This is a genomic window from Flagellimonas aequoris (assembly GCF_003584165.1).
Lineage (GTDB): Bacteria > Bacteroidota > Bacteroidia > Flavobacteriales > Flavobacteriaceae > Flagellimonas > Flagellimonas aequoris.
The window spans coordinates 300,203-325,519 of the sequence record NZ_QXFJ01000008.1; the positions used below are offsets into that span (position 1 = coordinate 300,203).

The 25,317-nt window shown below is 43.8% G+C and carries 21 protein-coding genes; 7 read left to right on the top strand and 14 right to left on the bottom strand.

The annotated features are described in order from the left end of the window. Positions 1–6: 6 nt before the first annotated feature. Both D2U88_RS02285 and D2U88_RS02290 read right to left on the bottom strand, forming a co-directional pair. Positions 7–501 (bottom strand): DinB family protein, encoded by a 495-nt coding sequence (locus D2U88_RS02285; RefSeq protein ID WP_182859085.1) that lies wholly within the window; start codon positions 499–501, stop codon positions 7–9. Then, positions 498–716, bottom strand: coding sequence for a helix-turn-helix transcriptional regulator (locus D2U88_RS02290; protein ID WP_235855700.1), 219 nt, complete (start codon positions 714–716; stop codon positions 498–500). Before D2U88_RS02290 ends, D2U88_RS02285 begins: the two co-directional genes overlap by 4 nt. A 109-nt stretch (positions 717–825) precedes the next feature. Here D2U88_RS02290 and D2U88_RS02295 point away from each other — a divergent pair, with 109 nt between their 5' ends. After that, positions 826–1,035, top strand: a complete 210-nt coding sequence (locus D2U88_RS02295; RefSeq protein ID WP_119638676.1) for a hypothetical protein — start codon at positions 826–828, stop codon at positions 1,033–1,035. A 7-nt stretch (positions 1,036–1,042) separates the two neighbouring features. Here the strand turns inward: D2U88_RS02295 and D2U88_RS02300 are convergent, their stop codons facing one another. The 8 genes from D2U88_RS02300 to D2U88_RS02335 all read right to left on the bottom strand — a co-directional run bounded on the left by D2U88_RS02300 (position 1,043) and on the right by D2U88_RS02335 (position 7,894). Next, on the bottom strand, positions 1,043–1,792 hold the full coding sequence (locus D2U88_RS02300) for a DUF2971 domain-containing protein (protein WP_119638677.1): 750 nt from the start codon (positions 1,790–1,792) through the stop codon (positions 1,043–1,045). Between the two features lie 32 nt (positions 1,793–1,824). Next, a complete protein-coding gene (locus D2U88_RS02305; protein ID WP_119638678.1) occupies positions 1,825–2,481 on the bottom strand; it encodes an HAD family hydrolase in 657 nt (218 codons plus the stop codon). Between the two features lie 15 nt (positions 2,482–2,496). Then, positions 2,497–3,321, bottom strand: coding sequence for a thymidylate synthase (locus D2U88_RS02310; RefSeq protein WP_119638679.1), 825 nt, complete (start codon positions 3,319–3,321; stop codon positions 2,497–2,499). Positions 3,322–3,450: 129 nt separating this feature from the next. After that, positions 3,451–3,813, bottom strand: a complete 363-nt coding sequence (locus tag D2U88_RS02315; RefSeq protein WP_119638680.1) for a four helix bundle protein — start codon at positions 3,811–3,813, stop codon at positions 3,451–3,453. A 97-nt stretch (positions 3,814–3,910) separates the two neighbouring features. After that, positions 3,911–5,359, bottom strand: a complete 1,449-nt coding sequence (locus tag D2U88_RS02320) for a NupC/NupG family nucleoside CNT transporter (protein ID WP_119638681.1) — start codon at positions 5,357–5,359, stop codon at positions 3,911–3,913. Between the two features lie 6 nt (positions 5,360–5,365). Further along, on the bottom strand, positions 5,366–5,995 hold the full coding sequence (locus D2U88_RS02325; RefSeq protein WP_119638682.1) for a bifunctional nuclease family protein: 630 nt from the start codon (positions 5,993–5,995) through the stop codon (positions 5,366–5,368). 89 nt (positions 5,996–6,084) lie between these two features. Next, the gene (locus D2U88_RS02330; protein ID WP_119638683.1) at positions 6,085–7,053 is read right to left on the bottom strand and encodes an electron transfer flavoprotein subunit alpha/FixB family protein; all 969 of its coding nucleotides are present in this window, start codon (positions 7,051–7,053) and stop codon (positions 6,085–6,087) included. A gap of 94 nt (positions 7,054–7,147) precedes the next feature. Next, the gene (locus tag D2U88_RS02335; protein WP_119638684.1) at positions 7,148–7,894 is read right to left on the bottom strand and encodes an electron transfer flavoprotein subunit beta/FixA family protein; all 747 of its coding nucleotides are present in this window, start codon (positions 7,892–7,894) and stop codon (positions 7,148–7,150) included. 171 nt (positions 7,895–8,065) lie between these two features. Here D2U88_RS02335 and D2U88_RS02340 point away from each other — a divergent pair, with 171 nt between their 5' ends. From D2U88_RS02340 to D2U88_RS02355, 4 genes are all read left to right on the top strand, one after another. Beyond that, the gene (locus D2U88_RS02340) at positions 8,066–9,046 is read left to right on the top strand and encodes a pyruvate dehydrogenase complex E1 component subunit beta (RefSeq protein ID WP_119638685.1); all 981 of its coding nucleotides are present in this window, start codon (positions 8,066–8,068) and stop codon (positions 9,044–9,046) included. Between the two features lie 156 nt (positions 9,047–9,202). Further along, positions 9,203–11,698, top strand: a complete 2,496-nt coding sequence (locus D2U88_RS02345) for a DUF5686 family protein (protein ID WP_119638686.1) — start codon at positions 9,203–9,205, stop codon at positions 11,696–11,698. Between the two features lie 74 nt (positions 11,699–11,772). After that, positions 11,773–12,300 carry an inorganic diphosphatase gene (locus D2U88_RS02350; RefSeq protein ID WP_119638687.1) on the top strand — a complete coding sequence of 176 codons (528 nt, stop codon included), beginning with the start codon at positions 11,773–11,775 and terminating at the stop codon, positions 12,298–12,300. 112 nt (positions 12,301–12,412) lie between these two features. After that, positions 12,413–14,809, top strand: a complete 2,397-nt coding sequence (locus D2U88_RS02355; RefSeq protein WP_119638688.1) for a sodium-translocating pyrophosphatase — start codon at positions 12,413–12,415, stop codon at positions 14,807–14,809. 128 nt (positions 14,810–14,937) lie between these two features. On the opposite strand, the gene D2U88_RS02360 is transcribed toward D2U88_RS02355, so the two are convergent. From D2U88_RS02360 to D2U88_RS02375, 4 genes are all read right to left on the bottom strand, one after another. Further along, complete coding sequence (locus D2U88_RS02360) at positions 14,938–16,392, bottom strand: SusD/RagB family nutrient-binding outer membrane lipoprotein (protein WP_182859086.1); 1,455 nt, start codon at positions 16,390–16,392, stop codon at positions 14,938–14,940. A 26-nt stretch (positions 16,393–16,418) separates the two neighbouring features. Beyond that, positions 16,419–19,553 (bottom strand): SusC/RagA family TonB-linked outer membrane protein, encoded by a 3,135-nt coding sequence (locus tag D2U88_RS02365; RefSeq protein WP_119638690.1) that lies wholly within the window; start codon positions 19,551–19,553, stop codon positions 16,419–16,421. A 573-nt stretch (positions 19,554–20,126) separates the two neighbouring features. Then, positions 20,127–20,840 (bottom strand): energy transducer TonB, encoded by a 714-nt coding sequence (locus D2U88_RS02370; protein ID WP_119638779.1) that lies wholly within the window; start codon positions 20,838–20,840, stop codon positions 20,127–20,129. A gap of 192 nt (positions 20,841–21,032) precedes the next feature. Further along, positions 21,033–21,647, bottom strand: coding sequence for a deoxynucleoside kinase (locus D2U88_RS02375; RefSeq protein WP_119638691.1), 615 nt, complete (start codon positions 21,645–21,647; stop codon positions 21,033–21,035). Positions 21,648–21,950: 303 nt separating this feature from the next. Between D2U88_RS02375 and metK the strand changes: the two genes are divergently transcribed. After that, the gene (metK, locus tag D2U88_RS02380) at positions 21,951–23,204 is read left to right on the top strand and encodes a methionine adenosyltransferase (RefSeq protein WP_119638692.1); all 1,254 of its coding nucleotides are present in this window, start codon (positions 21,951–21,953) and stop codon (positions 23,202–23,204) included. A 107-nt stretch (positions 23,205–23,311) separates the two neighbouring features. After that, complete coding sequence (locus D2U88_RS02385; RefSeq protein ID WP_119638693.1) at positions 23,312–25,246, top strand: CocE/NonD family hydrolase; 1,935 nt, start codon at positions 23,312–23,314, stop codon at positions 25,244–25,246. The last annotated feature ends 71 nt before the right edge of the window (positions 25,247–25,317 follow it).

The window sequence follows — 25,317 nt, forward strand, 5'->3', positions numbered from 1 at the left end:
AGCAATTTAATGGTTTTTCTCTTTCAGATATTTAATGATGATTCCCAACTGCCCCAAATGGTACACATCATGGTGCAACATACCATTGATGAGAAAGCTGTATGGGTAGTCGCCCTTAAAGTCGGTGTCGTAATAGGTTTCGGAAAGAAATGCATCTTCCTTGTCTTGGAGCAAAGTGATGAGTTCCGCGAGGGTATCATCGTATTCCTTTTGGATTTGCTCCCAACCTTTTTGTTTTAGGATGTTGTTGGGCAACCAATTTTCTGGGCAATCGTCCGTTTTGCTGCCCTTACCCGTTTTGATTTTCAGCAGAGCCTCTTTTCGCCAAAAAGTGAGGTGCGAAATGGTCTCGGCAATACTGTGCAAACCTTCCAAAGGTCTCTCAAACACAAGACGTTCATCCACCTTTGACAATTTACTGGAATATGAACTGCCTACCCAAGGGTATCCCTCTTGGATTTCCTCAAATTGTGCGATGGTGTATTGGATGATGGAGTTCAAAATTTAAACAATTCTTCAAGTTCAACCCCAAGAGCAAGTGCAATGGTATAAAGCGTATAGGTGTTTGCAGAAACTTTATGGTTTTCAATGAGTTCAATGTGCTGTTTGTCACGCCCACATAATCTTCCCAACTCAGCTTGGGAAATGTTTTTTTCCTTTCTAAGTTGTTTAATACGGTTGCCGATTTTTATCGATAATTCCTGCTTTGTCAACATTGAAAAAACCTAACAAAACAAAAGTCAATAGATAAAGCGTATAAAACGTCATAATATATTATGACGAATTGGATTAAAACCATATCTTAGGTCATATTTTGTTATGACGATGAGTGATTTAAATAAGAATATCGCTGATGTGCGTTTCTCCAAATTGTTTGAAGATGCCTATGGCTCCCCTACCGAACTGGCCGATATATTGGACTTAGGTTTGGAAATGCTTTTTTATGTAGAGGAAGGTGCTTTTTCCCAAAGGGAAATACAACAAGTGGTTACCGCGTTACGGGATATTAATGGGATGTTGAAGGGAAAATCTTGAACTTGTGTTATATCGAAGGCTCATACATTATGGGTTTTAGTTTTAATGTTAATGGGTCAACTATCATTTGTTCATATCTTGGCATATGACCAATGTTATTGAAAAACGAAATAGTTTTCAATTGGTCAAATTCTAGTGATTTATATCCAAAAATGACCTTGGATATCAATTTTGGATTAAAAGGAACATCCAAGTTTTTTCCGTCATTAGTAATTTTTAAATCCATTAGGTTTTTGACGTAGCGAATGTCAAAAACAAGGCGTACTTCTTCCTCGTAATCCCAAATATTACTTTTATTTGTTACCACAAACATGCCCAATTCCCCTTCTTTTATTTTTTTTGAATTTCTTTTTTCAAGTAGGCTTTCTGGGTAAACGACTTCCGAAGGACTACCACAATAGTCATGTTTTGAGAAATCTATTTCAAAACAGACTTGTGTATGAGATTTTCCATAATGTGCCCACATCAAATATGACTTTTCAGTAGTATAGGTTTTTGAAAAACAACATATATATGTTGATGAAAAGGCTCTTTCAAATGCAATCTTTGTAGCATGTTGAATAAGCTTATGTCCTTTTTTGGATAAGTTTTCCCAATCCAAATCCATCAAAAATGGACTATTATCTAAAGGGTCATTGAATTGGTCTGCCCTTGAAAACCTTAGTCTTTGGTTTTCAATTGTACTATAAAGGCCATCAAAGGAAATAAATCGATATGATTTATCTCGATAGGTGTTAAAAAGGGAATCATCCGACATGCTTGTCCCATATTTTCAGAGAAAAAAGATAATCAATTTTTTAAAAGCCTTCTATCAAACCCATCAAAATGGGTGATGATGGGCAGGTCAAAATCGGCATAATCCGAGTTGGTAGAATTTACGATGACCACATGGCCCACTTGGCAATTGAGGGCTGCCTGTACCCCGGAGTGGGAATCCTCAAAAATAACGGAACCTGTTTTGCCCACGCCCAATCGTTCAACGGCCCTGTCAAATAAGTCGGGGTGCGGTTTTCCTTTTACGGTGCCATCGTTGTACACAATATGCTCCTCGGCAAAATAATCGAGTAAGTTGAACTGGTCTATAAAAAAGTCCACATTCGATTTTCCAGAAGCCGTGGCAATGGCCATGGGAACATCGTTCGCCCTTAAATAATCCAAAAGGTCCAGCGCACCGGGTGCCAGTTCCATTTTGTGTTTCAGACATTCGTTGCGGTACAGCACTTCTTTTTCTTCGGAATACTGATGCACTTCTTCATCACTAAAGGGTCGTTTGAAGAGAATCTCAAGCGTATCTTTCCCATTGCGGCCATGGATGTAATCCCTTTTTTGCTGTTCGGTCAGGAAAATATGGTGCGCCGCCAAATACTCGTCCCAAGACTTTTCCTGATATTCGGAATCCCAAAACAGTGTACCGTTGAAGTCAAAAATTACCCCTCCTTTTCGCATAAGCTCAAATCAAATTTATACGGCAACAACGCCTTTAATATGGGGATGTGGGTCGTAGTTGAGCAGTTCAAAATCATCAAAGGTAAAAGCAAAGATGTCCTTTACTTCAGGATTGATCTTCATGGTGGGTAAGGGGTGAGGGTCACGGCTCAATTGCAGCTCCACCTGTTCCAAATGGTTGTTGTAGATATGGGCGTCACCAAAGGTGTGGATAAATTCCCCTGGCTGATAACCACACACTTGGGCCATCATCATGGTGAACAAGGCATAGGAAGCTATATTGAACGGTACCCCCAAAAAGATGTCCGCACTGCGTTGGTACAATTGGCAGGACAGTTTCCCATCGGCCACATAAAACTGGAAAAAAGCATGGCAGGGAGGGAGGGCGGCCTTTCCGTTGGCAACATTTTCCGCAAAGGATACCGAAGTGTCCGGCAATACACTGGGGTTCCAGGCAGAGACCAACATACGGCGACTATTGGGATTGTTCTTCAACGTGTCCACTACTTCCTGTATCTGGTCGATTTCCTCACTGTTCCAATTGCGCCATTGGTGTCCGTATACGGGACCGAGGTCTCCGTTTTCATCGGCCCATTCGTTCCAAATGCGTACCCCGTTCTCTTGCAGGTATTCAATATTGGTATCCCCCTTCAAAAACCACAGCAGTTCATAAATAATGGACTTTAAATGCAATTTTTTGGTGGTCACCATGGGGAATCCTTCCGAAAGGTCGAACCGCATCTGATAGCCAAAAACGCTCAAGGTTCCTGTTCCTGTACGGTCCCCTTTTTGGTTCCCGTGTTCCAATACATGTTTGAGGAGGTCGTGGTATTGTTTCATAATGGGTTAAAGGTAAATGGTTGCGTATGAAAGAGCAATAGGTCTACTGTCTGATTTATGAAGACTTTATTAACGGGTGTGATTGGGACAAGGGTAAAAGCTAATGGGTTAAGGGGCAAGGGTAAAGGGTTAATGATGGTTGGACTTATTGTATTTTATTAGAGATGCAATCTTTCTTTGCAGGCGTTGGATGTTTTTGATGATTGATGATGTTTCTTCTGAAGGAAGTAAGTTCAAATCTTGGCAAAGAATGAGATGGGTCTCCAATTCGAAGGCAGAACCCAAACTGATTTGTAAAAACCGGACAAAGTCTTTTTGGGAATACTTGCTGCATCCTTCAGCAATATTGGCTGGAATAGACACCGAACACCTGTTCATTTGGGATACAAGGCCGTATTTTTCAGAATCAGGTAAACATTTGGTAATGGTGTAGATTTTCTTTACCAGTATTCTGGAGTCTTTCCAAACTTCCAATTCTCGAAAATTTCGCATAGTACAATTGCGTTAAATGATCGAGGTTGATATGATTATTGTAAAAAGTTTCTAGAATCTTGTTTCCTTAACCTTTAACCCGGTTCCCTTCACCCATTTACCCCAAAATCATCCCCGCAATGGTAGCAGAAAGCAAGGAAGCCAAAGAGCCACCCAAAACGGCCTTCATGCCGAATTCGGATAAGTTCTTGCGCTGACCGGGTGCCAAGGAACCAATACCACCGATTTGGATACCAATGGAAGCAAAATTGGCAAAGCCACAAAGCATGTACGTGGCCATGATCACGGATTTGTTATAGGTAAAATGCACGCCGTTCGCCACATCTTTAAGGCCGGCCAACTGAATGTAGCCAATGAATTCGCTAGCAGCTAGTTTAATGCCGAGCAATTGTCCCATAAGCATCACATCTTCATTGGCTACACCGATGAGCCACATGAGAGGGGCGAAGACGGTTCCCAGAATGGCTTCGAGTGAAAAACTTTCATACGGGGAATTGGCAGCAATCCAACCGTTGAAGGTAGTCAAGTCACCAATCCAGCCCAAAATACCATTGATCATGGCAATAAAGGCCACAAAGACCAATAGCATGGCGCCTACATTTAGGGCCAATTTCAATCCTTCGGTAGTTCCGTTGGCGATGGCATCCAAAATGTTGGTTCCAATTTTTTCGGCGGACACCTTAACATCGGTATTTACCGCTTCGGTCTGGGGATATAATATTTTTGAAATCACGATAGCGCCCGGTGCAGCCATTACAGAGGCGGCCAGAAGGTGTTTGGCGAATACCAATCGGAGTACAGGGTCATCCCCACCTAAAAATCCAATATAAGCAGCAAGAACAGCTCCGGCAACCGTGGCCATTCCACCGATCATGACCAAAAGGATTTCGGACCGGTTCATTTTTTCCAAATAGGCCTTGATCAATAGCGGGGCTTCGGTCTGTCCCAAAAAGATATTTCCGGCCACGGATAGACTTTCCGCTCCCGAGATGCCCAAACTTTTGGAGAGCAACCACGCCATTCCTTTTACCACCCATTGGATCACACCTAAATAGTAGAGCACGGAGGTCAAAGCAGAGAAAAATACAATGGTGGGGAGCACCTGAAAGGCAAAAATGTATCCAAAGGTGTCCATATCCACGACCAATCCTTCAAACAAAAATTGACTACCTGCCCTTGTAAACTCCAGAATATTGACAAAAATGCTACCAACTTGTTCAAAAACATATTGGACAAAGGGAACTTTGAGCACGCCAATGGCAATCAATACCTGAAGCGAAAGCCCGATACCCACGGTTTTCCAATTGATGGCCTTACGGTTTGCACTGAAAAGAAAGGAAATCAAGATCAAAACGGCCATACCCAATGCACCGCGAAGCAATGTGGTAAAAGTAAACCCTTGGTTTGGAATGATTTCTGGAGAAGCTTGGGTCACGAGGTTGGTGGCCGTTGCGACATTGAGGGAATCGGTTGGTAAAGAATTTTGGCCTAAAGCGACCGAACAAATGAATAGAAGGATCAGGAAACTCTGGATCTTTTTCGCCATGTACGTTTATTTGCGCTTGGAAATTTCGTCCCTTAACTTGGCAGCTTTTTCGTAGTCTTCATTGGTCACTGCCTTTTCCAATTCTTTATGTAGTTCTTCCAGAGACATTTCACGATACCCATGGGAACCGGCACCGGATTCTATCTCCACGGTTTCCCCTTCTTGAAGGATCTCGTCCACCACAATGCTGTCATCTTCCTCTTTTTCTTCTTCTTTGGATGAAAATTTCAAGAAGATTCCCGCTTTGTCCAAAATGGTCTTATAGGTAAAAATGGGTGCATCAAACCGAAGGGCCAAGGCAATCGCATCACTGGTGCGGGCATCGATGATCTCCTCCACTTTGTCGCGTTCACAGATAATACTGGAATAGAAAACCCCATCCACCAATTTGTGAATGATGACCTGTTTCACCACAATTTCAAATCGATCGGCGAAATTCTTAAAAAGGTCATGGGTAAGGGGTCTGGGAGGTTTAATGTCCTTTTCCAGGGCAATGGCAATGGATTGCGCCTCAAATGCCCCAATGACAATGGGTAGTTTCCGGTCTCCCTCCACTTCATTCAAAATAAGGGCATATGCGCCATTCTGTGTTTGACTGTATGATATTCCCTTTATTTTTAATCGTACTAAACTCATAATCTCCTCCTATAGCAAAAAAGGCCGTTCAAATAAGTGACATTGCCAGTTATCTGAACAGCCCCTTGCAATGGGCAAATTAACAAAATTTAAGCGTTTTGGGCTTTAAATTCCTTTAATTTTTCGATGAGTTTGGGCACTACCTCGAAGGCATCCCCAACAATTCCGTAATCCGCGGCCTTAAAGAAAGGAGCCTCAGGGTCATTGTTGATGACCACTTTTACTTTGGAGGCACTTACTCCGGCCAAATGTTGAATGGCTCCGGAAATGCCCACGGCGATATAAAGATTACTGGCCACAGGCTTACCGGTTTGTCCCACGTGTTCACCGTGTGGACGCCAGCCTAAATCCGAAACGGGCTTGGAGCAGGCCGTAGCGGCACCCAAAACTTGGGCAAGTTCCTCGATCATACCCCAATTTTCCGGACCTTTCAATCCGCGACCACCAGAAACCACAATGTCGGCATCGGCGATGGTCACTTTTCCGGTTACCCTATCCACTTCAACCGATTTTACGGCGAAGTCGCCATCGGTCAATGAAGGATTAAAATCTTCCACAGCGGCCGAAACACTGTTTTCAACCACTCCATAGGCATTATTGGATACTCCGATTACCTTAATCTCAGAAGTGATTTCAGTATGGGCAAAGCCTTTGTTACTGAAAGCCGTCCTTTTTACTACGAATGGGGAAGTGCTATCAGGAGCGGCAACCACATTGGGAACATATCCCGCATCCATTTTGGTGGCAAGGATTGGCGCCAAAAATTTGGTGTCGGCACTTGAACTTAGGATGATGACCTTGGCACCTTCGGCCTTTGCAGCTTGGGTCAATGCATCGGCGTAAGCTTTGGCATTAAAAGTATCCAATTTATCATTGGTGATTTTCAAAACTTTGGAAATTCCATATGCTCCTAAAGAGGCATCGTCCTGTGCATTGAACGTTACAGCCGTAACGGTGGTGCCCAGATCTTGAGCCACTTTATAGGCATAGGAAGCCACTTCAAAGGCATTCTTTTTAAACTTTCCCTTAAGGGATTCGGTATATACTAATACTGACATAAAAATTTCTTTAAATTTTTTCCTGAACTTGATTCAGGAACTTTATGACTTTATAATAGATTCCGAAACTAGTTCGGAATGATTTGGCTACGCCTTAAATCACTTTCGCTTCGTTGTGCAATAGGTCTACCAGTTCCCCTACATTATCAGGACTTACCAGTTTAACGGCTCCTTTTGGAGCAGGTTTGTCAAATTTTTCATCCTTGGTCAACTGTGGGGCATCCACGGGCTCCACTACATTGAGAGCTTTTTGTCTGGCCATCATGATGCCTCTCATATTGGGGATGCGCAAGTCACTTTCCTCTACCAAACCTTTTTGACCACCGATCACCAAGGGCAGGGAAGTGCTCAATTTTTCCTTTCCTCCGTCGATTTCTCGCAGTGCGGTAGCTTGCGTTCCATCAATTTCCAACCCAATGCAGGTATTTACAAAGTTCATGTCCAACAAAGTGGCCAACATTCCAGGAACCATACCTCCGTTATAGTCGATGGATTCCCTACCGGCAATGACAAGATCATAACCGCCATTTTTGACCACTTCGGCCAATTGTTTGGCCACGAAAAAACCATCCTTAGGTTCGGCATTTACCCTGATGGCCTCATCAGCCCCAATGGCAAGTGCCTTTCTAATGGTGGGTTCCGTTTGGGCACCTCCAACGGTTGCCACATGCACGGTTGCGCCTTGTTTTTCCTTGAACCACATGGCTCGGGTCAATCCAAATTCATCGTTTGGATTAATCACAAATTGAACCCCGTTTGTGTCAAACTTGGTATCGCCTTCCGTAAAATTGATTTTGGAAGTGGTATCCGGTACGTTGCTTATGCAAACTAAAATCTTCATATATACTTAAGGTTTATGGTTTCAAATATAGCTAATAATTATGAAATTTATTATGCATGCATAATAAATTTTGTTCTTTTTTTTGGTGCCTGGTCAGGCAATGTTCGTCGAGTTTTTGCTATTTTTGCTTGCGTTTTTAAGCACACCAATTAAATTTTTTAGTACGATTTAATGAAAACACTACAGTTTAGGGAAGCCATTGCTGAGGCCATGTCCGAAGAAATGAGAAGGGATGATTCCATTTATTTGATGGGTGAGGAGGTAGCCGAATACAACGGTGCCTACAAAGCTTCAAAAGGAATGTTGGATGAATTTGGACCTGAAAGGGTTTTGGATACCCCAATTTCCGAGTTGGGCTTTGCCGGTGTAGGCGTAGGTTCTACCATGAACGGCAACCGACCTATCATCGAATTCATGACCTTCAACTTCTCCTTGGTGGGAATTGACCAGATCATCAATAACGCGGCAAAAATCCGCCAGATGTCTGCCGGACAGTTCAACTGCCCAATCGTTTTTAGGGGTCCTACTGCTTCTGCAGGTCAGTTGGCCGCTACGCACTCACAGGCTTTTGAAAGTTGGTACGCCAACTGTCCAGGTCTAAAAGTGGTGGTTCCATCGAACCCGGCCGATGCCAAAGGTTTGTTGAAAAGTGCCATCCGCGATAACGACCCTGTAATTTTTATGGAGTCTGAGCAAATGTATGGTGACAAAGGTGAGGTGCCAGAAGGTGAGTATACCATTCCATTGGGTGTGGCCGACATTAAGCGCGAAGGTACCGATGTGACCATTGTTTCCTTTGGAAAAATCATCAAAGAAGCCTACAAAGCTGCCGAAGAGTTGGAAAAAGAAGGTATCAGCTGCGAGATCATCGATTTGCGTACCGTTCGTCCAATGGATATCAATGCCATCATCACTTCCGTTAAGAAAACCAACAGAATGGTGATTTTGGAAGAAGCTTGGCCATTTGGTAACGTGGCTACCGAAATTATCTATCACGTTCAGGACAAAGCATTCGATTATTTGGATGCCCCTATCGTAAAATTGAACACTGCTGACACCCCAGCACCTTATTCCCCCGTGCTTTTGGCGGAATGGTTGCCTAACCACGAGGACGTGATCAAGGCTGTTAAGAAAGTGTTATATAAGCTATAGAATCATATTTGTAAGGTATATTAGCCCCGTCAACCTAGTTGATGGGGCTTTTTTTAGGGAACAGTTTTTGATAAGAAAATACTTTGAACCAAATTTGACCTAAGTTTATCAAAGGAAAGCCTTTGTTGTCTTTCTTTGTGTCCCATATATCTGAACATGAAAAGAATCCTTTCCGTTTTTTTCTTTCTCTCCATTTTACTGGTATCCGCGCAGACCAAAATAGAAGGTGTCGTGCTGGATGAATTCGGTGATCCCATTTCTTTTGCCAATATCATTTTTAAAGATTCTTCCGAAGGAACCATCACCAATGACAATGGCCGTTTTTATTTTGAATCGGACAATACCTATAAGGCCATCATTGTATCTTTCATTGGATATGAGACCAAGGAGATACCCCTTCCCCAAAAAGTGAACTATGGCCTCGAGATTGTTCTGGCCGAATCCGCGGAAGAACTGAAAGAGGTGGTGGTGTATACCGGCAAGCAATCCAAAAAGAACAATCCGGCCATCGATATCCTGCGAAAGATCTGGGCGAAAAAGAGACAGAACGGGGTCCGGATGTTCAAACAATACCAATACGACAAGTACGAGAAAATAGAGTTCGACCTCAATACTATAGACAGTGCCCTGATCAAGAGTAAACTGTTCAAAGGGCTGGAATTTATGTTCGAGGATTTGGACACCTCCCGCATCACTGGAAAGACCTATTTGCCCATTTTCTTGAACGAGACGTTCTCCAAAGTATATGGCGACAATGTCATCGATAAGGAAAAAGAGGATGTGTTGGGGAACAAAAACTCTGGATTTAGTGGTAATCAGGCCATCGCTGCATTTGTGGAAGACCTCTATTCCGATTATGATATCTACGATAATTACCTCAAGTTTTTCGACAAGAGCTTTACCAGCCCCTTGTCCAAAACAGGGGTGGATGTGTACAACTACGTGCTGTCTGACAGTACCTTCATTGACAATAAATGGTGCTACAATATCATCTATTATCCGAGACGGAAAAACGAGCTTACCTTTAAAGGTGATTTTTGGGTGAACGATACCACCTTTGCCATCAAGAAGATCAATATGCAGGTCACCAAGAGTGCCAACATCAACTGGGTGAAGGAAATTTATATTGAACAGGAGTTTGATGTGGTGAGCGATTCTGTCTTTCTGTTGAAGCGGGATTACATGCTGAGCGATTTTAGTTTTTCCAAGAAAGAAGAGTCGAGGGGAGTGTACGGTAAGCGTACCACGGTATTCGATAACTATGTTTTTGATACCAACCGCTCCCAAGAATTTTATAAGGCCGTTTCCGATCCTTATGACCCCCGGGTGTTTGCACAGGACAGTGTTTTTTGGAAAAACGCTCGACTGGAGAATCTGAATTCGGATGAATCGGGCATCTTCAAATTATTGGATACCCTTAAGACCGTTCCCAAGTTCCGGACCTACTACGATATTGTGAGTATTTTGGGGTCCGGTTATGTTGAAATTGACAAATGGAACATCGACATAGGCGATATCTACAGCACTTTTGGTTACAACGATGCCGAAGGCATCCGTCTGAGGGGTGGAGCGAGAACCTATTTTGGGCAGAATGATACGTGGCGATTGGAAGGTTATATGGCCTATGGTTTTGACGATAGAAAGTTCAAACACGGTTTTTCGGGGAAGTTTTTGCTGGATCGGAAGAACAGACTCATCCTATCCGGGGGTAACCGAAGGGATATTGAACAGTTGGGCCTAAGCCTTACGAGCACCAACGATGTGATGGGTAGGAGCATTGCCTCATCGTCTTTGGTGACGGTTGGTTCCAACAACAGGCTTACCAACATCAACCTATCCACTTTTAATGTAGAGATGGAACCGGTGAAGAATTTGAGGATTAGTGTGGGCAGTTCGTTCCGGACGTTGAGTTCGGCCTTGCCGGATGCCTTCAGTCTGGATTACGTGGACCCCACCTCTCCCAATGGTATTTCGTCAGAGATCAAACAGTTCGATTTGAATACCACGGTCGTCTATACCCCAGGAAAACGCACGATAGGTTACGGGGTGGAGCGTGTCAATGTAAATGACGATTACAGTACGTTGGTCTTGAATTATACCAAAGGGGTAAGTGGCTTTTTGGAAAGTGATTTCGATTATGAAAAGATTCAATTTTCCTATAGACAACCTTGGCAAATTGGTGGCTTGGGCAGGTTGACCAGTAGCGTGGAACTCGGTAAGACCTTTGGTGCCGTTCCTCTGGGACTGCTAAGTGTGATTCCGGGTAACCAGACGCTGTTCTCCTTGTACAATGTGTTTCCAAACCTCGATTTTTACGAATTTGTGACCGATACCTATGCCACCGTACATTTGGAGCATAACTTTAATGGACGATTGTTTTCCAGAATACCCTTTTTGAGAAAATTCAACCTTCGTGAAATTGTGGGGTTGAGAGGAGCTTGGGGTCAACTTTCGGATGAGAATATCGCCCTGAGTGCCCCAACCAATATTCCGCTGTCGGCACCAACCGATCAGATCTATTGGGAATATTCTTTCGGGGTCGGGAATATCTTCAAAATCCTACGGATCGACTTCAATTTTAGAGGTAATTATCTCGATAATCCGGATGCAAGACCTTTTGGTATTACCGGAACCTTCGGATTTAATTTTTAATTAATACGAATAAGGCAATTTATGCGCCCTAATCCAGTTGTACTGGTTATTTTTGCAATAAATAAATCTCTGAAATGTCTAAAAAACCACAAGTTACCTTTGATGTACTCATAGAGATCCCAAAAGGTAGTAGAAATAAGTACGAATACGACTTCACCCTGAACAAGATCCGATTTGATAGAACATTGTTTTCTTCCATGATGTACCCTGGCGATTACGGTTTTGTTCCAGAGACCTTGGCGTTGGACAAAGACCCGCTGGATGTATTGGTATTGGCCACGGAGCCAAGCTATCCCATGGTAGTAATGGAAGTGAAACCGGTAGGTGTTTTCCATATGACCGATGAAAAGGGTCCCGATGAAAAATTGATCTGTGTACCCGTGTCCGATCCCATCTGGAGCCAGAGGGACGATATCAGCGAACTTAATCCACATCGATTGAAAGAAATCGAACACTTTTTCCAGGTGTACAAGGATTTGGAGGAAAAGAAAGTGGATACCGGTGGATGGGGCGACGTGAATGAGGCCATCAAGATTTATCACGAGTGTGTGCAACGCTATGAAGATAGCGAACACAAAAAGAAACGGACCTACACCATATAGGTAATAATAACTTTAAAAAAATGCGCTTTTCATTATAAAAAGCGCATTTTTTTTATTACTTCGTATTTTACTACATTAGCTGCCATTAAAAATTTTCTAAACAACTCAATCTATGGATTTAATCGTAAAGTTTTTGCCCGTTTTTGGTATCCTGGGCCTATTGTACGTGTTCATTAAAAACGTATGGATCTCCAAACAGGAAGTTGGGGATGATAAAATGGCAAGGATTGCCAAGAACATTGCCGATGGTGCAATGTCCTTCCTAAAGGCAGAATATAAAATACTCAGCATTTTTGTGGTGGCCGTGGCCGTGTTGCTTTTCTTCAAAGGAAGCAATGAAGCGGGCTCCAATGGAATGGTGGCCGTTTCCTTTGTGGTAGGAGCCATTTGTTCCGCCTTGGCCGGATTTATTGGAATGAAGGTGGCCACAAAAGCCAATGTTAGGACTACCCATGCGGCAAAGACCTCATTGGGCAAGGCCTTGGAGGTAGCCTTTGCGGGCGGTGCCGTTATGGGACTAGGTGTTGTTGGTCTTGGTGTTTTGGGATTGAGCGGACTTTTCATGATCTATAGCGGTCAGGGTTGGGAAATTGGAGAAGTATTGAACGTACTTTCCGGTTTTTCCCTTGGAGCATCCTCCATAGCATTGTTTGCCCGTGTGGGTGGTGGTATTTATACCAAAGCTGCCGACGTAGGTGCTGACTTGGTAGGTAAAGTGGAAGCTGGAATCCCGGAAGATCACCCTTTGAACCCTGCGACCATTGCGGATAACGTGGGTGACAACGTAGGGGATGTGGCCGGTATGGGAGCTGACCTTTTTGAATCGTATGTAGGTTCCATCATCGGTACCATGGTATTAGGGGCCGCCTTCGCTGCCTTACCAGAATTCCAATCGGCTTTTGATGGACTGGGTGCGGTGTATTTACCCATGGCCTTGGCTGCCGTAGGGATTGTGATGTCCATCATCGGAACCTTCTTCGTGAAAGTGAAGGATGGAGGAAACCCACAGACGGCCTTGAATATTGGCGAATTTGGTTCTGCCGGATTGATGTTGGTGGTTTCCTATTTCTTGATTACGGGTATGCTACCTGAATCTTGGGTGGAAGCCGGGAAAGAATATACGGCCATGGGCGTCTTTTGGGCCACCATTGCAGGTTTGGTCGCCGGACTATTGGTGGGTAAGGTTACCGAATATTATACTGGGACGGGAACGAAACCAGTGAACTCCATTGTTCGCCAGTCCGAAACAGGTTCTGCTACCAATATCATTGCAGGTTTGGGTGTGGGTATGATGTCCACTGCCATTCCGATTATTTTGATTGCAGCTGCCATCTTGGTTTCGCATTACTTCGCAGGTTTATATGGAATTGCCATTGCCGCGGTAGGAATGTTGGCCAATACGGGAATCCAGTTGGCCGTTGATGCTTACGGGCCTATTTCCGATAATGCAGGTGGTATTGCCGAGATGGCAGAATTGCCAAAAGAAGTACGAGAGCGTACCGATAAGTTGGATGCCGTAGGAAATACTACAGCTGCCATTGGTAAAGGTTTTGCTATTGCTTCTGCAGCGTTGACCGCCTTGGCCTTGTTCGCGGCCTTTATGAAGACCGCTGGTGTAAAATCCATTGACGTATCCCAGCCAGATATCATGGCCGGACTTTTGATTGGGGGCATGTTGCCCTTCGTTTTCTCTGCCCTTTCCATGAACGCGGTAGGTAGGGCTGCTATGTCCATGATCGAGGAGGTGCGTCGCCAATTTAGCGATATCCCTCAATTGAAAGCGGCATTGGAGGTCATGAGGAAGTACGATTCCGATCTATCCAAAGCAAGCAAAGAAGATATTGAAATTTTTGAGGCCGCCGATGGTTTGGCCGAATATGAAAAATGTGTGGCCATTTCCACTCAAGCTTCCATTAAGGAAATGTTGTTGCCCGGATTATTGGCCATTGCCGTTCCGGTAGCGGTTGGCTTTATTGGTGGAGCTGAAATGTTGGGAGGCCTTTTGGCAGGTGTGACCACAGCAGGTGTTTTGATGGCTATTTTCCAGTCCAATGCAGGTGGTGCTTGGGACAATGCCAAAAAAACCATTGAGAGTGAAGGTCGTAAGGGTAGTGATGCCCACAAGGCAGCAGTGGTCGGGGATACCGTGGGTGATCCATTTAAGGATACTTCTGGCCCATCTTTGAACATTCTGTTGAAATTGATGTCCGTTGTGGCTCTGGTGATTGCTCCAAGTTTGGTAAGTCTATCTTCACCTGATGATGTTGCCATCGTCAAAGAGGATGGAACCATGATTACGATTACCGAGGAAGGAATGAAGGAAACCAAAGCTATTGAAAAGCAAATCCGTGTGGAGGTAAGCAATACAGAGGATGGTGCCTATAAAGCTATTGTAACGACCAGTACCAGTGTAAATGGGGAAACAGTTGAAGAAACAGAAGAGTTTACAGCTGATACCAAGGAAGCCCTTGAAAAGAAGATAGAGGCTTATAAAAATTCCTTGGAATAAGGTAACGCCAATTTGATATAGGAAAGGGGCTTGAATTTTCAAGCCCCTTTTATTTTGGTTCAAGTAGTGGAAGTAAAGTCACACCGACGATAGGTCGGTGCAACCCTACCACACCAATTCAAAGAATTTTATTGGTTTGTTATCGGATGTGTCGTATCCCACCAAACATGTGTTCCCAGATTATCCGGACCTTGTGCGCTCACCGCCGCATTGTAGTTCTCCGTATTGTTAGAAGGATAGTCATTATCATATCCGTGTCTTACCGGAACATCATCACCATTTAGAGGCATGGTGGCAGGCTCCAGTACAGGGTAACCGATCCTTTTCCATTCCATCCAAGATTCCCATCCTTGGAGGTACAGGGCCTTCCATTTTTCCTCGGCAATTTGTTGCATGGCTGTAGCGGAATCCGTACTCAAGGGGAAAGCTGCCAAATACTCTGAAAGTCCCTCAGCTCCCCAATATTCAAATGAAGCGGTTATGCCCGCTTCGTAATAATCGCTTGCACTACCGGCAATCCATCCGAGTTCCACGGCCTCGGCATAGGAAAAGGCCACTTGGTAATACATATAGATCATTCCAGGGAACTCCCCGTTGTAGATTACATTACTGGATATAAAGGACACATCACTTGCCAAAATTTCCGAATTGGGAAGTCCATAGGGCATGCCTACATATTCTGGCGTTCCGTTGGAAACAGAAGTTCTCGTGTATTCCGCATAAACCGATAACCGGGGGTCGCTATCCGCAATCAGTCTATCAATTAACACATCACTGACCGCATAATCTTCCCTGGTCTGGAAGTTGTCCTGCCATGGGTTGTCGTTGTTGTCATCCGCAAGAAAGGGATACAGGATGTTCTCATCACTAGAGGAAATGGCTCCCGTCATGGCTTCCTTGAATTTGGTAGCGGCATATCCTGTGGGAGAAGGATACACGTTGGAGAGTCTTAATGCCATGATCAATTTCATGGTGTTGCCAAATTGCTTCCACCGTTCCATATCTCCGCCGAACAATTGGTCACCAACAGGTCCGGTTCCCCCATCCATTTGGGCAATGGCCTCATCAATTTCAGTGAAGAGTGAGTCGTAAATGGTCTCTTGGGTATCGAAAACGGGATAAGGATTGTCCAATCCCTGCAACGCCCCGCTATAGGGCATCATCCCCCAAGTGTCGGTCATGTATTGGTAAATGTAAGCTTTGATGAGCCTTGCCACTGCTATCTGGTTAGCATTGGATCCATACACGGTTTGGCCAGCTGCCATGTTCTCGTCCGAATTCACATTAATGATGGTCTGAAGATCGGTCAAGGCGCCCTTGTACAGATAATCCGAGTCCCAGTTTTGGGTTACATAACGGGAGCCGTCAGTATAGGTGATCTGGGAGATGTGCTGGGTATAAAGATCTCCTATTTCATCGGTGACCAGGCTTGATATGGTTTTCTCCGCATTGGTCAATAGGCCACTGCTTACCACAGTGGTTGGGGCATCTGGATCCACATTGGTTTCCCCAAAATCAACATTGTCACATCCAATAAGCCCTATCAGGAGGAGTGAGCAGTATATTTTTGTATATCGTTTCATGATGCTTTTTTCTTTTTGTGGTATCATTAGAAGGAGAATTTTAAGTTAAGTCCAAAGGTTCTCTGGTTTGGATCTTGGGCGGCCTCGGTCCAGCGAATATCATCGGGGTCATTGCTGCTAGAGTTGCTATAGGCTTCTATTTCTGAAGGGTCAATCCCATCAATGGAAGAGTAGATCAACCAGAGGTTATTGGCATATAGGCTAATGGAAACATCGTCCACGGGGAGGTTGCCCAAAATGGATCTTGGAATGTGATAACCTATTTTCAACTGACGCAATTTTACATAACTGGCATCATAGATCCATTCGCCAACTTTTCGGTTCATGCTCTTATAATAGCTATAAGCACTGGTGTAGTAGGAGATAGGCTCCCCGGTTTCCTCACTGACACCTTCCACAAGCACACCACCTGAATTTGTCCCTACATTTTGGGCAAGGACTGTGTTTACCTCGTTCCCGGAACTATCCAGGACAGGATCCCTTTTGGGATTGCCCAGTTCGTTGTCCCCAACGGTAAAATCTCCTAGACCGGAATAGGCCAACAACGATCGGGTAACGGAGAAAAAGTTTCCACCCCCCTGAAAATCCACGGAGAAACCAAGATCAAAATTCTTGTAGCGGAAAGTGTTTATGAAACCACCGTTGAAATCGGGCTGAACATTGGCCACCTTCACGTAGTTGTTGGTATAGACGCGCAATCCGTTACTGTTGATCACTGGTACGCCATCATCGTTGCGGACAACGTCGTACCCATAAATGTTGCCCCAATCATATCCTGCAGTATGTGCCAAGCTGGCCGTACGCCCCGTTTCCACTTCATCATAGGTGACCAGATCATTGATCTTTACTACTTTTTTGTTGTAGCCTGAAATGTTGAAATTCATATCCCATGAAAAGTTCTCATTTCTAAAAGGGGTTGCGGTTAGGGCTACTTCCCATCCTTTGGTGTCAATAATGGAACCGTTTCCATAAGTACTTTCATAACCGGTTGCACCAGTTAAGCTCAACTCTGTTGGAAGTTCTTTGTCCGTACGGTCAAAATAGGTGAAATCTAGCCCAAGCCTATTGTTTAGGAAGGATAGTTCGGTACCTATCTCAATTTCCTCCCTTACACCTCCTATGAGGCCAGGGTTGTTCAGGATATCGGGTACGGATAGGGCCACGTTGGAACCATAGGGGTTTTGGATATCGTAAGTGCTCTGCAAACGGTATACGTCAGGAAAGGAGGGAGCTTGTGCAAAACCGGCCCTGATCTTTCCAAAACTCAAAAAGCTGCCATCGTTGATAAATTCAGAAAAAATGAAACTGGCAGATACTCCATAAGTGTCCACCGAGTTATTGTCGCTTGCGGCTGTGGAACCCCAGTCTATTCTGTAGGAACCATCGAGATAAAGAAAGTTTTTATATCCGACAGAGGCAGTTGCAAAGGTCGAATTCAATTTTTGATGTCTGCTGTCCCTAACATAATTGGGTTTGTCCACGGAGGTGTCAATGCTGTAATAGTTAGGAATTTGAAGACCTCCCACCGTCTGTGCCTCTATCAACTTGTATTTTCTTTGATTAAACTGGGCACCGGCACTTGCTACCAAATCAAAATCGCCAATTTTTTTGTTGTAGCTTAATTGTGTGTAGGCCTCGGTAAACTCATTTTGGGTGGTTTTCTCCAAGTATCTTGGTGTAGCCAAACCGCCCCAAGCGTTGCGGTCATCAAAATTATAAAGGTCAAATGTCCTTCTTAGATCAACGGTAGCCACAAGTTCAGGTAGGATTTCATATTCCAGGCCCAAGCTTCCATAAATGGCATTTTTGGTTTCGTGGTTCAGGTTTTCATAAACTTCAAAATAAGGAGAATCCCAATACAATGGAGTGGGGTTGTCATAGGCCCGCATGTTCCAAGAAACGATCTGCCCATTTCTTTTGTAGTTTCTCAATCGGGTCATGTCCAACTGTCTTTGCCACCATTCGTTGAAATTGCCCGCGTACCCACGATCTTGTGGATTGTTGAAGGTGTAGCGGTACTGGTAGTTAAAAACACCATTGAACTTTAGCTTTTCGGTAACATTATAAGATCCTTTAAAGGATATGGTAGTTTGCTTTCTGTCACTGTTCGGGTTGATCAAGGTGGTACCTACGTGGTTCACTGTGGTCTTGATATTATATTTTTCACCACCTTGTAAAAATCCAACAGTAATGTTGGAAGTGGCTCCTGTTTCATAAAAATCTTCAATCCCGTGTGGAGTAGGCACCCATGGGCGTAGTTCACCATATCCGGGATCACCAACGATCCAGCTGTCCCACTGCCGTACCAAGGTGCCGTCCAAACGTGGTCCCCAGGATTCATCGGCGGAAAAGTTTGGGATGTTCTGTCCATCGACCTGGGCAAATGTTTGGGAATAACCCCCACCATATTCATTTTGATATTTAGGCAAAAGGTAAAGGGAGGATAGGGAAGAAGCAATATCCACGGTAACTTTGGTTTCCCCATCCTTGGCGGTCTTGGTGGTGATGATCACGGCGCCGTTCCTTGCTTCCGTACCATAAAGTGCAGTAGCGGCCAAGCCTTTGAGTACGGAGATGTCCTCTACATCCTGCATGTTGATGTCACCAGGGGAATTGATCTTGATGCCATCCACTACATAAAGTACCCCAACATTACCTCTTAGCCTAATGTTGGAGGATTCGTAGGTTGAACTTGGGGATCCCACCAGTTGCACCCCGGAAATTTTTCCGGCAAGACCATCACTGATGTCTGTGTCCTTGGCCAGGACCACCGATTCCCCTTCAATGGATTGTTGGGCGTACCCCAGACTCTTTTTTTCCCGTTTGATACCGAGCGCGGTCACTACCACTTCATCCAATGCTTGGGCATCTTCCTCCATTTGAACGTCGATAGTGCTGCTCCCACCTACGATAACAGAGGTTGGCTTTTGTCCTATATAGGTAAAAAGTAGGGTTTGTCCCGGTGCTGCACTGATGGTGTAGATACCGTCAAAATCGGTTTGGGTACCCGTTGCGGTCCCTTCGACTAAAATGTTTACTCCAGGCAGGGGGATCCCAGTATGATCGGTGACCGTACCTGTGATTGTTTTTTCTTGTGCGCTGGTCAAGTGCACGACGAGTAGCATAAGAAATGCTAAGATTCCTTTTAATTTTGTTTTCATATGACATTAATTGAGCTAGTTACTGTTTTAAAGCTCATCAATAATCATAAGGGTTACAAGCCGGTCTTAAGAAAACTTTGGCGTTTGCCGATTTAATGTGAAATAGGGGATTTCAGGTATATTTTTTTTGGAATTTGATGTTTCTGAGGCCGCTTTTTTATGGACTCCAATGGTCTGTTGAAGGTTAATTTTGAATAAAATATGTTAAAACTGTTAAATTTAACACATAAAAAGTTGAAAATTTAAGTAAAAACAACATTTATGATTTTAAAAATGCTTATTTCATGTATTAAATTGAATATTTTTTAATTGAAATTGATTGGAAATCGGCACCGTTTGATAGCAAAAAATTCATTCAAACATTATTTTGAAGGTTCTGGATTGTGTTGTAATTTTAAGTAAGGTCCAAGTTGGATAATATAGAAATGAAAGTATTGATATTATCCTCGCCTTTATTGGAAAAATGGGGTGCTAAGGCAAAGAATTAGCTCTCGCTTTAAAGTAAAGCTGGAAAAACCACGCTAAGGCGTGGTTTTTTTATGGTGTCATATCGAGCGGAGTCGGAACACGGTATTAATTCAATTTAAAGGTAATCGGAATGGCATAGGGAACCTTAACTGGTGTGCCCCGCTGTTTTCCTGGAGTCATTTTGGGCAATTTTGAAATGATACGACCAGCTTCTTTTTCCAAACTTTCATGAGGACCTCGTAATTTTACGTCCCCGATGCTGCCATCTTTCTGAACGGTAAAAACCACACTTACCCTACCTTGTAAACCCATTTCTTGTGCCAATTCAGGATAACGGATGGTCTTGTTGATGTGTTTGAGCATCATTTCCTGAAAACAAGCTTTTTTTGCTTTTTCATCGGGTTCATTTTCACAACCCGGAAAAACAGGCGCATTTTCGATGGTAATGAAAGGCACCGTATCTGGGATGTCATCATCTGCAACCTCAATGTCTTCAACATCTACTATTTCAGTATCTTGATTGGTATCTTCTGCTTCAATAACAGATTCTTCAATCTTTTCTTCGTCATCGGCTATCTTGATTTCCGGTGGGGTTTGGATTTTAGGTTTCGGAAGTTCCATTTTTTGAATGGTTATAGGTACTTCCTCAGGCGGTAATTGATTGGGGTCAATTTGTCCAATATCCCAATCAGAGATTTTGTCATAACTTTTCCATTCCAAGGCCATATAGGCGAGTAGGAGAACACAGGCCATTCCTATGGAAAAATAGAGTTTGCTGTTTCGTTTCAGTTCCAATTGTGGGTTTTTCTTTGGTTTCATGATCTTCAAATTTTTGGCCACAAGGGCGTAGTTAATAGTTATGGATGCAATACAGAACCTAAACTAGTATGAAAATCAACCTATTAAAAGTAACAATGAGGGAACGGTAGGTTTGAGTGAGGGAATGGAACCTCTGTCCTCTAATGTTTGAAGGGGAGAAAAGGAAATGGTATGAAATCTTAATGAAAAAGTTTAAAAAAGACCATGGATCTCCGCATCGATGCGGTTGATCACTTCCCCCAAATCCTCGGGTTCGGACACAAAATCGAGGTTGTCTACATCAAAAATGAGCAACTTGCCTTTTTCATAGGTGTTGGCCCAAGCTTCGTAACGCTCGTTCAATCGGCTGAGGTAATCAATGGAAATGGAATTTTCATAGTCTCGGCCACGCTTGTGGATCTGGTTTACCAAATTGGGAATGGAACTTCTCAAATAGATCAACAGATCGGGCGGTTGCACCAAACTTTCCATCAATTCGAAAAGGCTGCGGTAGTTCTCGTAATCGCGGTTGGTCATCAACCCCATGGCATGCAGGTTGGGGGCAAAAATGTGGGCGTCCTCGTAAATGGTACGATCTTGTATCACATTTTTTCCGGTTTCCCTTATTCGCAATATCTGGCGGTATCTACTGTTCAAAAAGTAGATCTGCAGGTTAAAGCTCCAGCGCTCCATTTGGGTATAAAAGTCATCCAAATACGGATTGTCCACTACATCCTCAAAATGGGCCTCCCACTTGTAATGTTTGGCAAGTAAGTTGGTTAACGTGGTCTTTCCGGCGCCAATGTTGCCTGCTACCGCAATATGCATAGGGTGATTGTGTTTTAAGTTGGTGTTTGTTGATTAGGGAAATTCTAATCGCCGCAATATACAAAGTATATCCACTTGACGAAAAAAAACTGGTTGAAATGGCCTTGGGACATAACCGTATAAAACAAAGTTTTAAAATATGTTTCAAATATGTACTTTTGCTCATCGAACGAGGAAAGATTTGACTGATTGCAACCTCTAAAAAATGCTAAAGCAGTTTGCCCTGAATGAACTTCAGGCATCTTTTGCGAGATGTAAACGCCTTAGAGCCCTTCCGTCAAAACCTTCCCATAAAGTAGTACAATGCCATATTTATTTACATCAGAATCTGTTAGTGAAGGACACCCGGATAAGATTGCAGATCAGATCAGCGATGCCCTTTTGGATAATTTTTTGGCCTTTGACCCCGAAAGCAAAGTAGCTTGTGAAACGCTAGTGACCACAGGACAAGTGGTTTTGGCGGGTGAGGTGAAGAGCCATACCTATGTAGACCTTCAGAGTATTGCCAGGGAGGTGATCAACAATATTGGCTATACCAAGGGTGAATACAAGTTCAGCGGGGATTCCTGTGGGGTGATCTCCTTGATCCATGAGCAGTCTCAGGACATTAACCAAGGGGTAGACCGAGGTAGCAAAGAAGAACAGGGAGCCGGGGACCAAGGAATGATGTTTGGTTATGCCACCAAAGAAACGGCCAATTACATGCCATTGGCTTTGGATATATCGCACAAGATTTTACAGGTATTGGCCAATTTACGAAAGGAAGGGAACAAGATTTCTTACCTGAGGCCAGATGCCAAGGCACAGGTGACCATAGAATATTCCGATGATAATATTCCTCAACGTATCGATACCATCGTGGTTTCAACACAGCATGATGAATTTGCCGAAGATGAAGCGATGTTGACCCGAATCAAAAAGGATATCATCGAAATTCTCATTCCAGAAGTAAAAAGCCTTTTGCCAGAGGACATACAGAAACTCTTCAACAATAACATCAAATATCACATTAACCCAACTGGTAAGTTTGTAATTGGTGGGCCCCATGGGGATACCGGATTGACCGGTAGAAAGATCATTGTGGATACCTACGGGGGCAAGGGAGCCCATGGTGGTGGCGCTTTTAGTGGAAAAGATCCTAGCAAGGTAGATCGCAGTGCTGCATATGCCGCACGTCATATGGCCAAAAATTTGGTAGCTGCTGGAGTGGCCGATGAAATTTTGGTGCAGGTGAGTTATGCCATCGGTGTGGTGGAACCCACGTCTATTTTTGTGGAAACCTATGGTTCATCCAATGTGAAACTTAATGATGGCGAGATTGCCAAGAAAGCCGCCGAGCTTTTTGATATGCGACCCTTTGCCATTGAGGAACGACTCAAACTGAGGAATCCAATTTATCTGGAAACTGCTGCCTATGGTCATTTGGGCAAGGAACCCCAAAAATTGACTAAGGTATTCGAATCTCCCTACAACGGTAGGATCGAAAAAGAAGTGGAGCTTTTCACTTGGGAAAAATTGGATATGGTGGACAAAGTGAAAGCCGCATTTGGTCTTTAAAAGTCCATAAAACATGAAAAAAAAGATAAGGAGCCTTGATCAAGGCTCCTTTTTTTATTGTCGTACCCAGCTAACTTTAGTAGCTTTAAAGCTCAAAATTGGAAAAGATGAAAAAAGCATTCAAAATCCTATTCTTAAGTATCAGTGTATTGCTTGTAGTGGTGAGTTGCAAGAAAAAAGGAACGGTGGAAATGGGTCCCACCACCAATTATGTAGCGGAACATTACACTAAAAAAGAAGTGGATATTGTCATGCGGGACGGGGTAAAACTTCACACCACCATCTATTCGCCAAAGGATACCTCAAAAAAATATCCAATTTTGATGCAACGTACTCCCTACAGTTCACAACCTTACGGCGAGGGTAATTTTAGACCCAAAATTGGTCCCAATGAAATTTTGATGAAAGAAGGAAACATCATTGTATACCAAGATGTTCGTGGTCGTTGGCTGAGTGAAGGCCATTATGAAAACATGAGGGCCTACATTCCCAATAAAACGTCCAATGATCAAGTGGATGAAAGTTCCGACACGTATGATACCATTGATTGGCTGGTGAACAACGTGGAAAACAATAATGGGAATGTTGGTGTTTGGGGTATTTCATATCCTGGTTTTTATGCCACTTACGCGACTATAGATGCGCACCCAGCCTTAAAGGCGGCTTCGCCCCAAGCTTGTATCGGGGATTTCTTTTTTGATGATTTCCACCACAACGGGGCCTATTTGCTGAGCTATTTTAGGGCGACTTCCTTGTTCGGAACGCCAAGGCCCAATGGGGATCAACCCATTGATACGGCTTGGTATACCTTGCCGGAATTGCCGACCCAAGATCAGTACCAGTTCTTTTTGGATGCAGGTCCTTTGAAGAACTTGGACCACTTTTTTGAATATGATACCGCTGATACGCCCACCATGCGACCAGAAGGAGTTACCGATGATTATTTTTGGAACGAGTTGAAGGACCATCCCAATTATGATGCAATGTGGCAGAGTAAAGGCCTCATCCAACATTTGAAAGATGTGAAGAGCAGTGTGGCCACCATGATCGTAGGAGGTTGGTTTGATGCAGAAGATCTTTCCGGACCATTGGAAACCTATAAAAACATTGAAAAATACAACGAGGGCAACTACAATACCATGGTCTTTGGTCCTTGGGACCACGGAGGCTGGGCTCGAACCGTAGATAGGAATGTGGTGGGCAACTACTATTTTGGCGATTCCATTTCGTTGTTTTTCCAGAAAAATATTGAAACCAAGTTCTTCAATCATTTTTTAAAGGGCGATGGAAGTCCAAATTCAGGATTGCCGGAAGCTTATGTTTTTGATACCGGTCGTAAGGAATGGAAGCAATACGATACCTGGCCACCAGCCAATGCATCCAAACAGACTATGTACCTTTCCGAAGACCAGGAATTGACCTCGGAACCCAAATCTACAACAGGAATCCAGTTTATCAGCGACATTAAAAAACCGGTGCCGTATTCCGAGGACATCAAAACCGTGTTCACACCAAGAAAATACATGACGGATGACCAGCGTTTTGCGGCCCGCCGTTCCGACGTATTGGTTTTTGAAACAGAACCTTTGACGGAAGATTTGACTTTAGCAGGAGACATTCTGGCCAATTTGAAGGTAGCCACAACGGGTACCGCGGCCGACTGGATCGTGAAGGTGATTGACGTGCACCCAGCAGATACCGAGACCAATGAAGAAATGCAGGATCACTTGAAGATGAGCAACTATCATTTGATGGTGCGTAGCGAAGTGATGCGGGGCCGGTTCCGAAACAGTTTTTCCGATCCGGAACCTTTTGTACCCAATCAAAAGACCGAAGTGGACATCAAACTTCAGGATGTGTTCCATACCTTCAAGAAAGGACATAGGTTGCAGGTTCAAGTGCAGAGTACGTGGTTCCCGCTCATCGATTTGAACCCACAGACCTATGTGGACAATATCTTCAACGCGGACGAGTCCGATTTCAAAACACAGACCCATACTGTTTTCACGGATTCGAACATTGAGTTTACGGTGCTGAAATAATCAGCACCTTTTGTTGTGTGGAGTTAAAGGGATGACTTTGGTGATTTTTTTCCAAAAGATTAGGAAAATCC

Excerpts from the sequence above, each read along its gene's own strand:
- D2U88_RS02290 (WP_235855700.1), bottom strand. The coding sequence starts at position 716 with ATGTTGACAAAGCAGGAATTATCGATAAAAATCGGCAACCGTATTAAA.
- D2U88_RS02295 (WP_119638676.1), top strand. The coding sequence starts at position 826 with ATGAGTGATTTAAATAAGAATATCGCTGATGTGCGTTTCTCCAAATTG.
- D2U88_RS02300 (WP_119638677.1), bottom strand. The coding sequence starts at position 1,792 with ATGTCGGATGATTCCCTTTTTAACACCTATCGAGATAAATCATATCGA.
- D2U88_RS02305 (WP_119638678.1), bottom strand. The coding sequence starts at position 2,481 with ATGCGAAAAGGAGGGGTAATTTTTGACTTCAACGGTACACTGTTTTGG.
- D2U88_RS02310 (WP_119638679.1), bottom strand. The coding sequence starts at position 3,321 with ATGAAACAATACCACGACCTCCTCAAACATGTATTGGAACACGGGAAC.
- D2U88_RS02315 (WP_119638680.1), bottom strand. The coding sequence starts at position 3,813 with ATGCGAAATTTTCGAGAATTGGAAGTTTGGAAAGACTCCAGAATACTG.
- D2U88_RS02320 (WP_119638681.1), bottom strand. The coding sequence starts at position 5,359 with ATGGCGAAAAAGATCCAGAGTTTCCTGATCCTTCTATTCATTTGTTCG.
- D2U88_RS02325 (WP_119638682.1), bottom strand. The coding sequence starts at position 5,995 with ATGAGTTTAGTACGATTAAAAATAAAGGGAATATCATACAGTCAAACA.
- D2U88_RS02330 (WP_119638683.1), bottom strand. The coding sequence starts at position 7,053 with ATGTCAGTATTAGTATATACCGAATCCCTTAAGGGAAAGTTTAAAAAG.
- D2U88_RS02335 (WP_119638684.1), bottom strand. The coding sequence starts at position 7,894 with ATGAAGATTTTAGTTTGCATAAGCAACGTACCGGATACCACTTCCAAA.
- D2U88_RS02340 (WP_119638685.1), top strand. The coding sequence starts at position 8,066 with ATGAAAACACTACAGTTTAGGGAAGCCATTGCTGAGGCCATGTCCGAA.
- D2U88_RS02345 (WP_119638686.1), top strand. The coding sequence starts at position 9,203 with ATGAAAAGAATCCTTTCCGTTTTTTTCTTTCTCTCCATTTTACTGGTA.
- D2U88_RS02350 (WP_119638687.1), top strand. The coding sequence starts at position 11,773 with ATGTCTAAAAAACCACAAGTTACCTTTGATGTACTCATAGAGATCCCA.
- D2U88_RS02355 (WP_119638688.1), top strand. The coding sequence starts at position 12,413 with ATGGATTTAATCGTAAAGTTTTTGCCCGTTTTTGGTATCCTGGGCCTA.
- D2U88_RS02360 (WP_182859086.1), bottom strand. The coding sequence starts at position 16,392 with ATGAAACGATATACAAAAATATACTGCTCACTCCTCCTGATAGGGCTT.
- D2U88_RS02365 (WP_119638690.1), bottom strand. The coding sequence starts at position 19,553 with ATGAAAACAAAATTAAAAGGAATCTTAGCATTTCTTATGCTACTCGTC.
- D2U88_RS02370 (WP_119638779.1), bottom strand. The coding sequence starts at position 20,840 with ATGAAACCAAAGAAAAACCCACAATTGGAACTGAAACGAAACAGCAAA.
- D2U88_RS02375 (WP_119638691.1), bottom strand. The coding sequence starts at position 21,647 with ATGCATATTGCGGTAGCAGGCAACATTGGCGCCGGAAAGACCACGTTA.
- metK (WP_119638692.1), top strand. The coding sequence starts at position 21,951 with ATGCCATATTTATTTACATCAGAATCTGTTAGTGAAGGACACCCGGAT.
- D2U88_RS02385 (WP_119638693.1), top strand. The coding sequence starts at position 23,312 with ATGAAAAAAGCATTCAAAATCCTATTCTTAAGTATCAGTGTATTGCTT.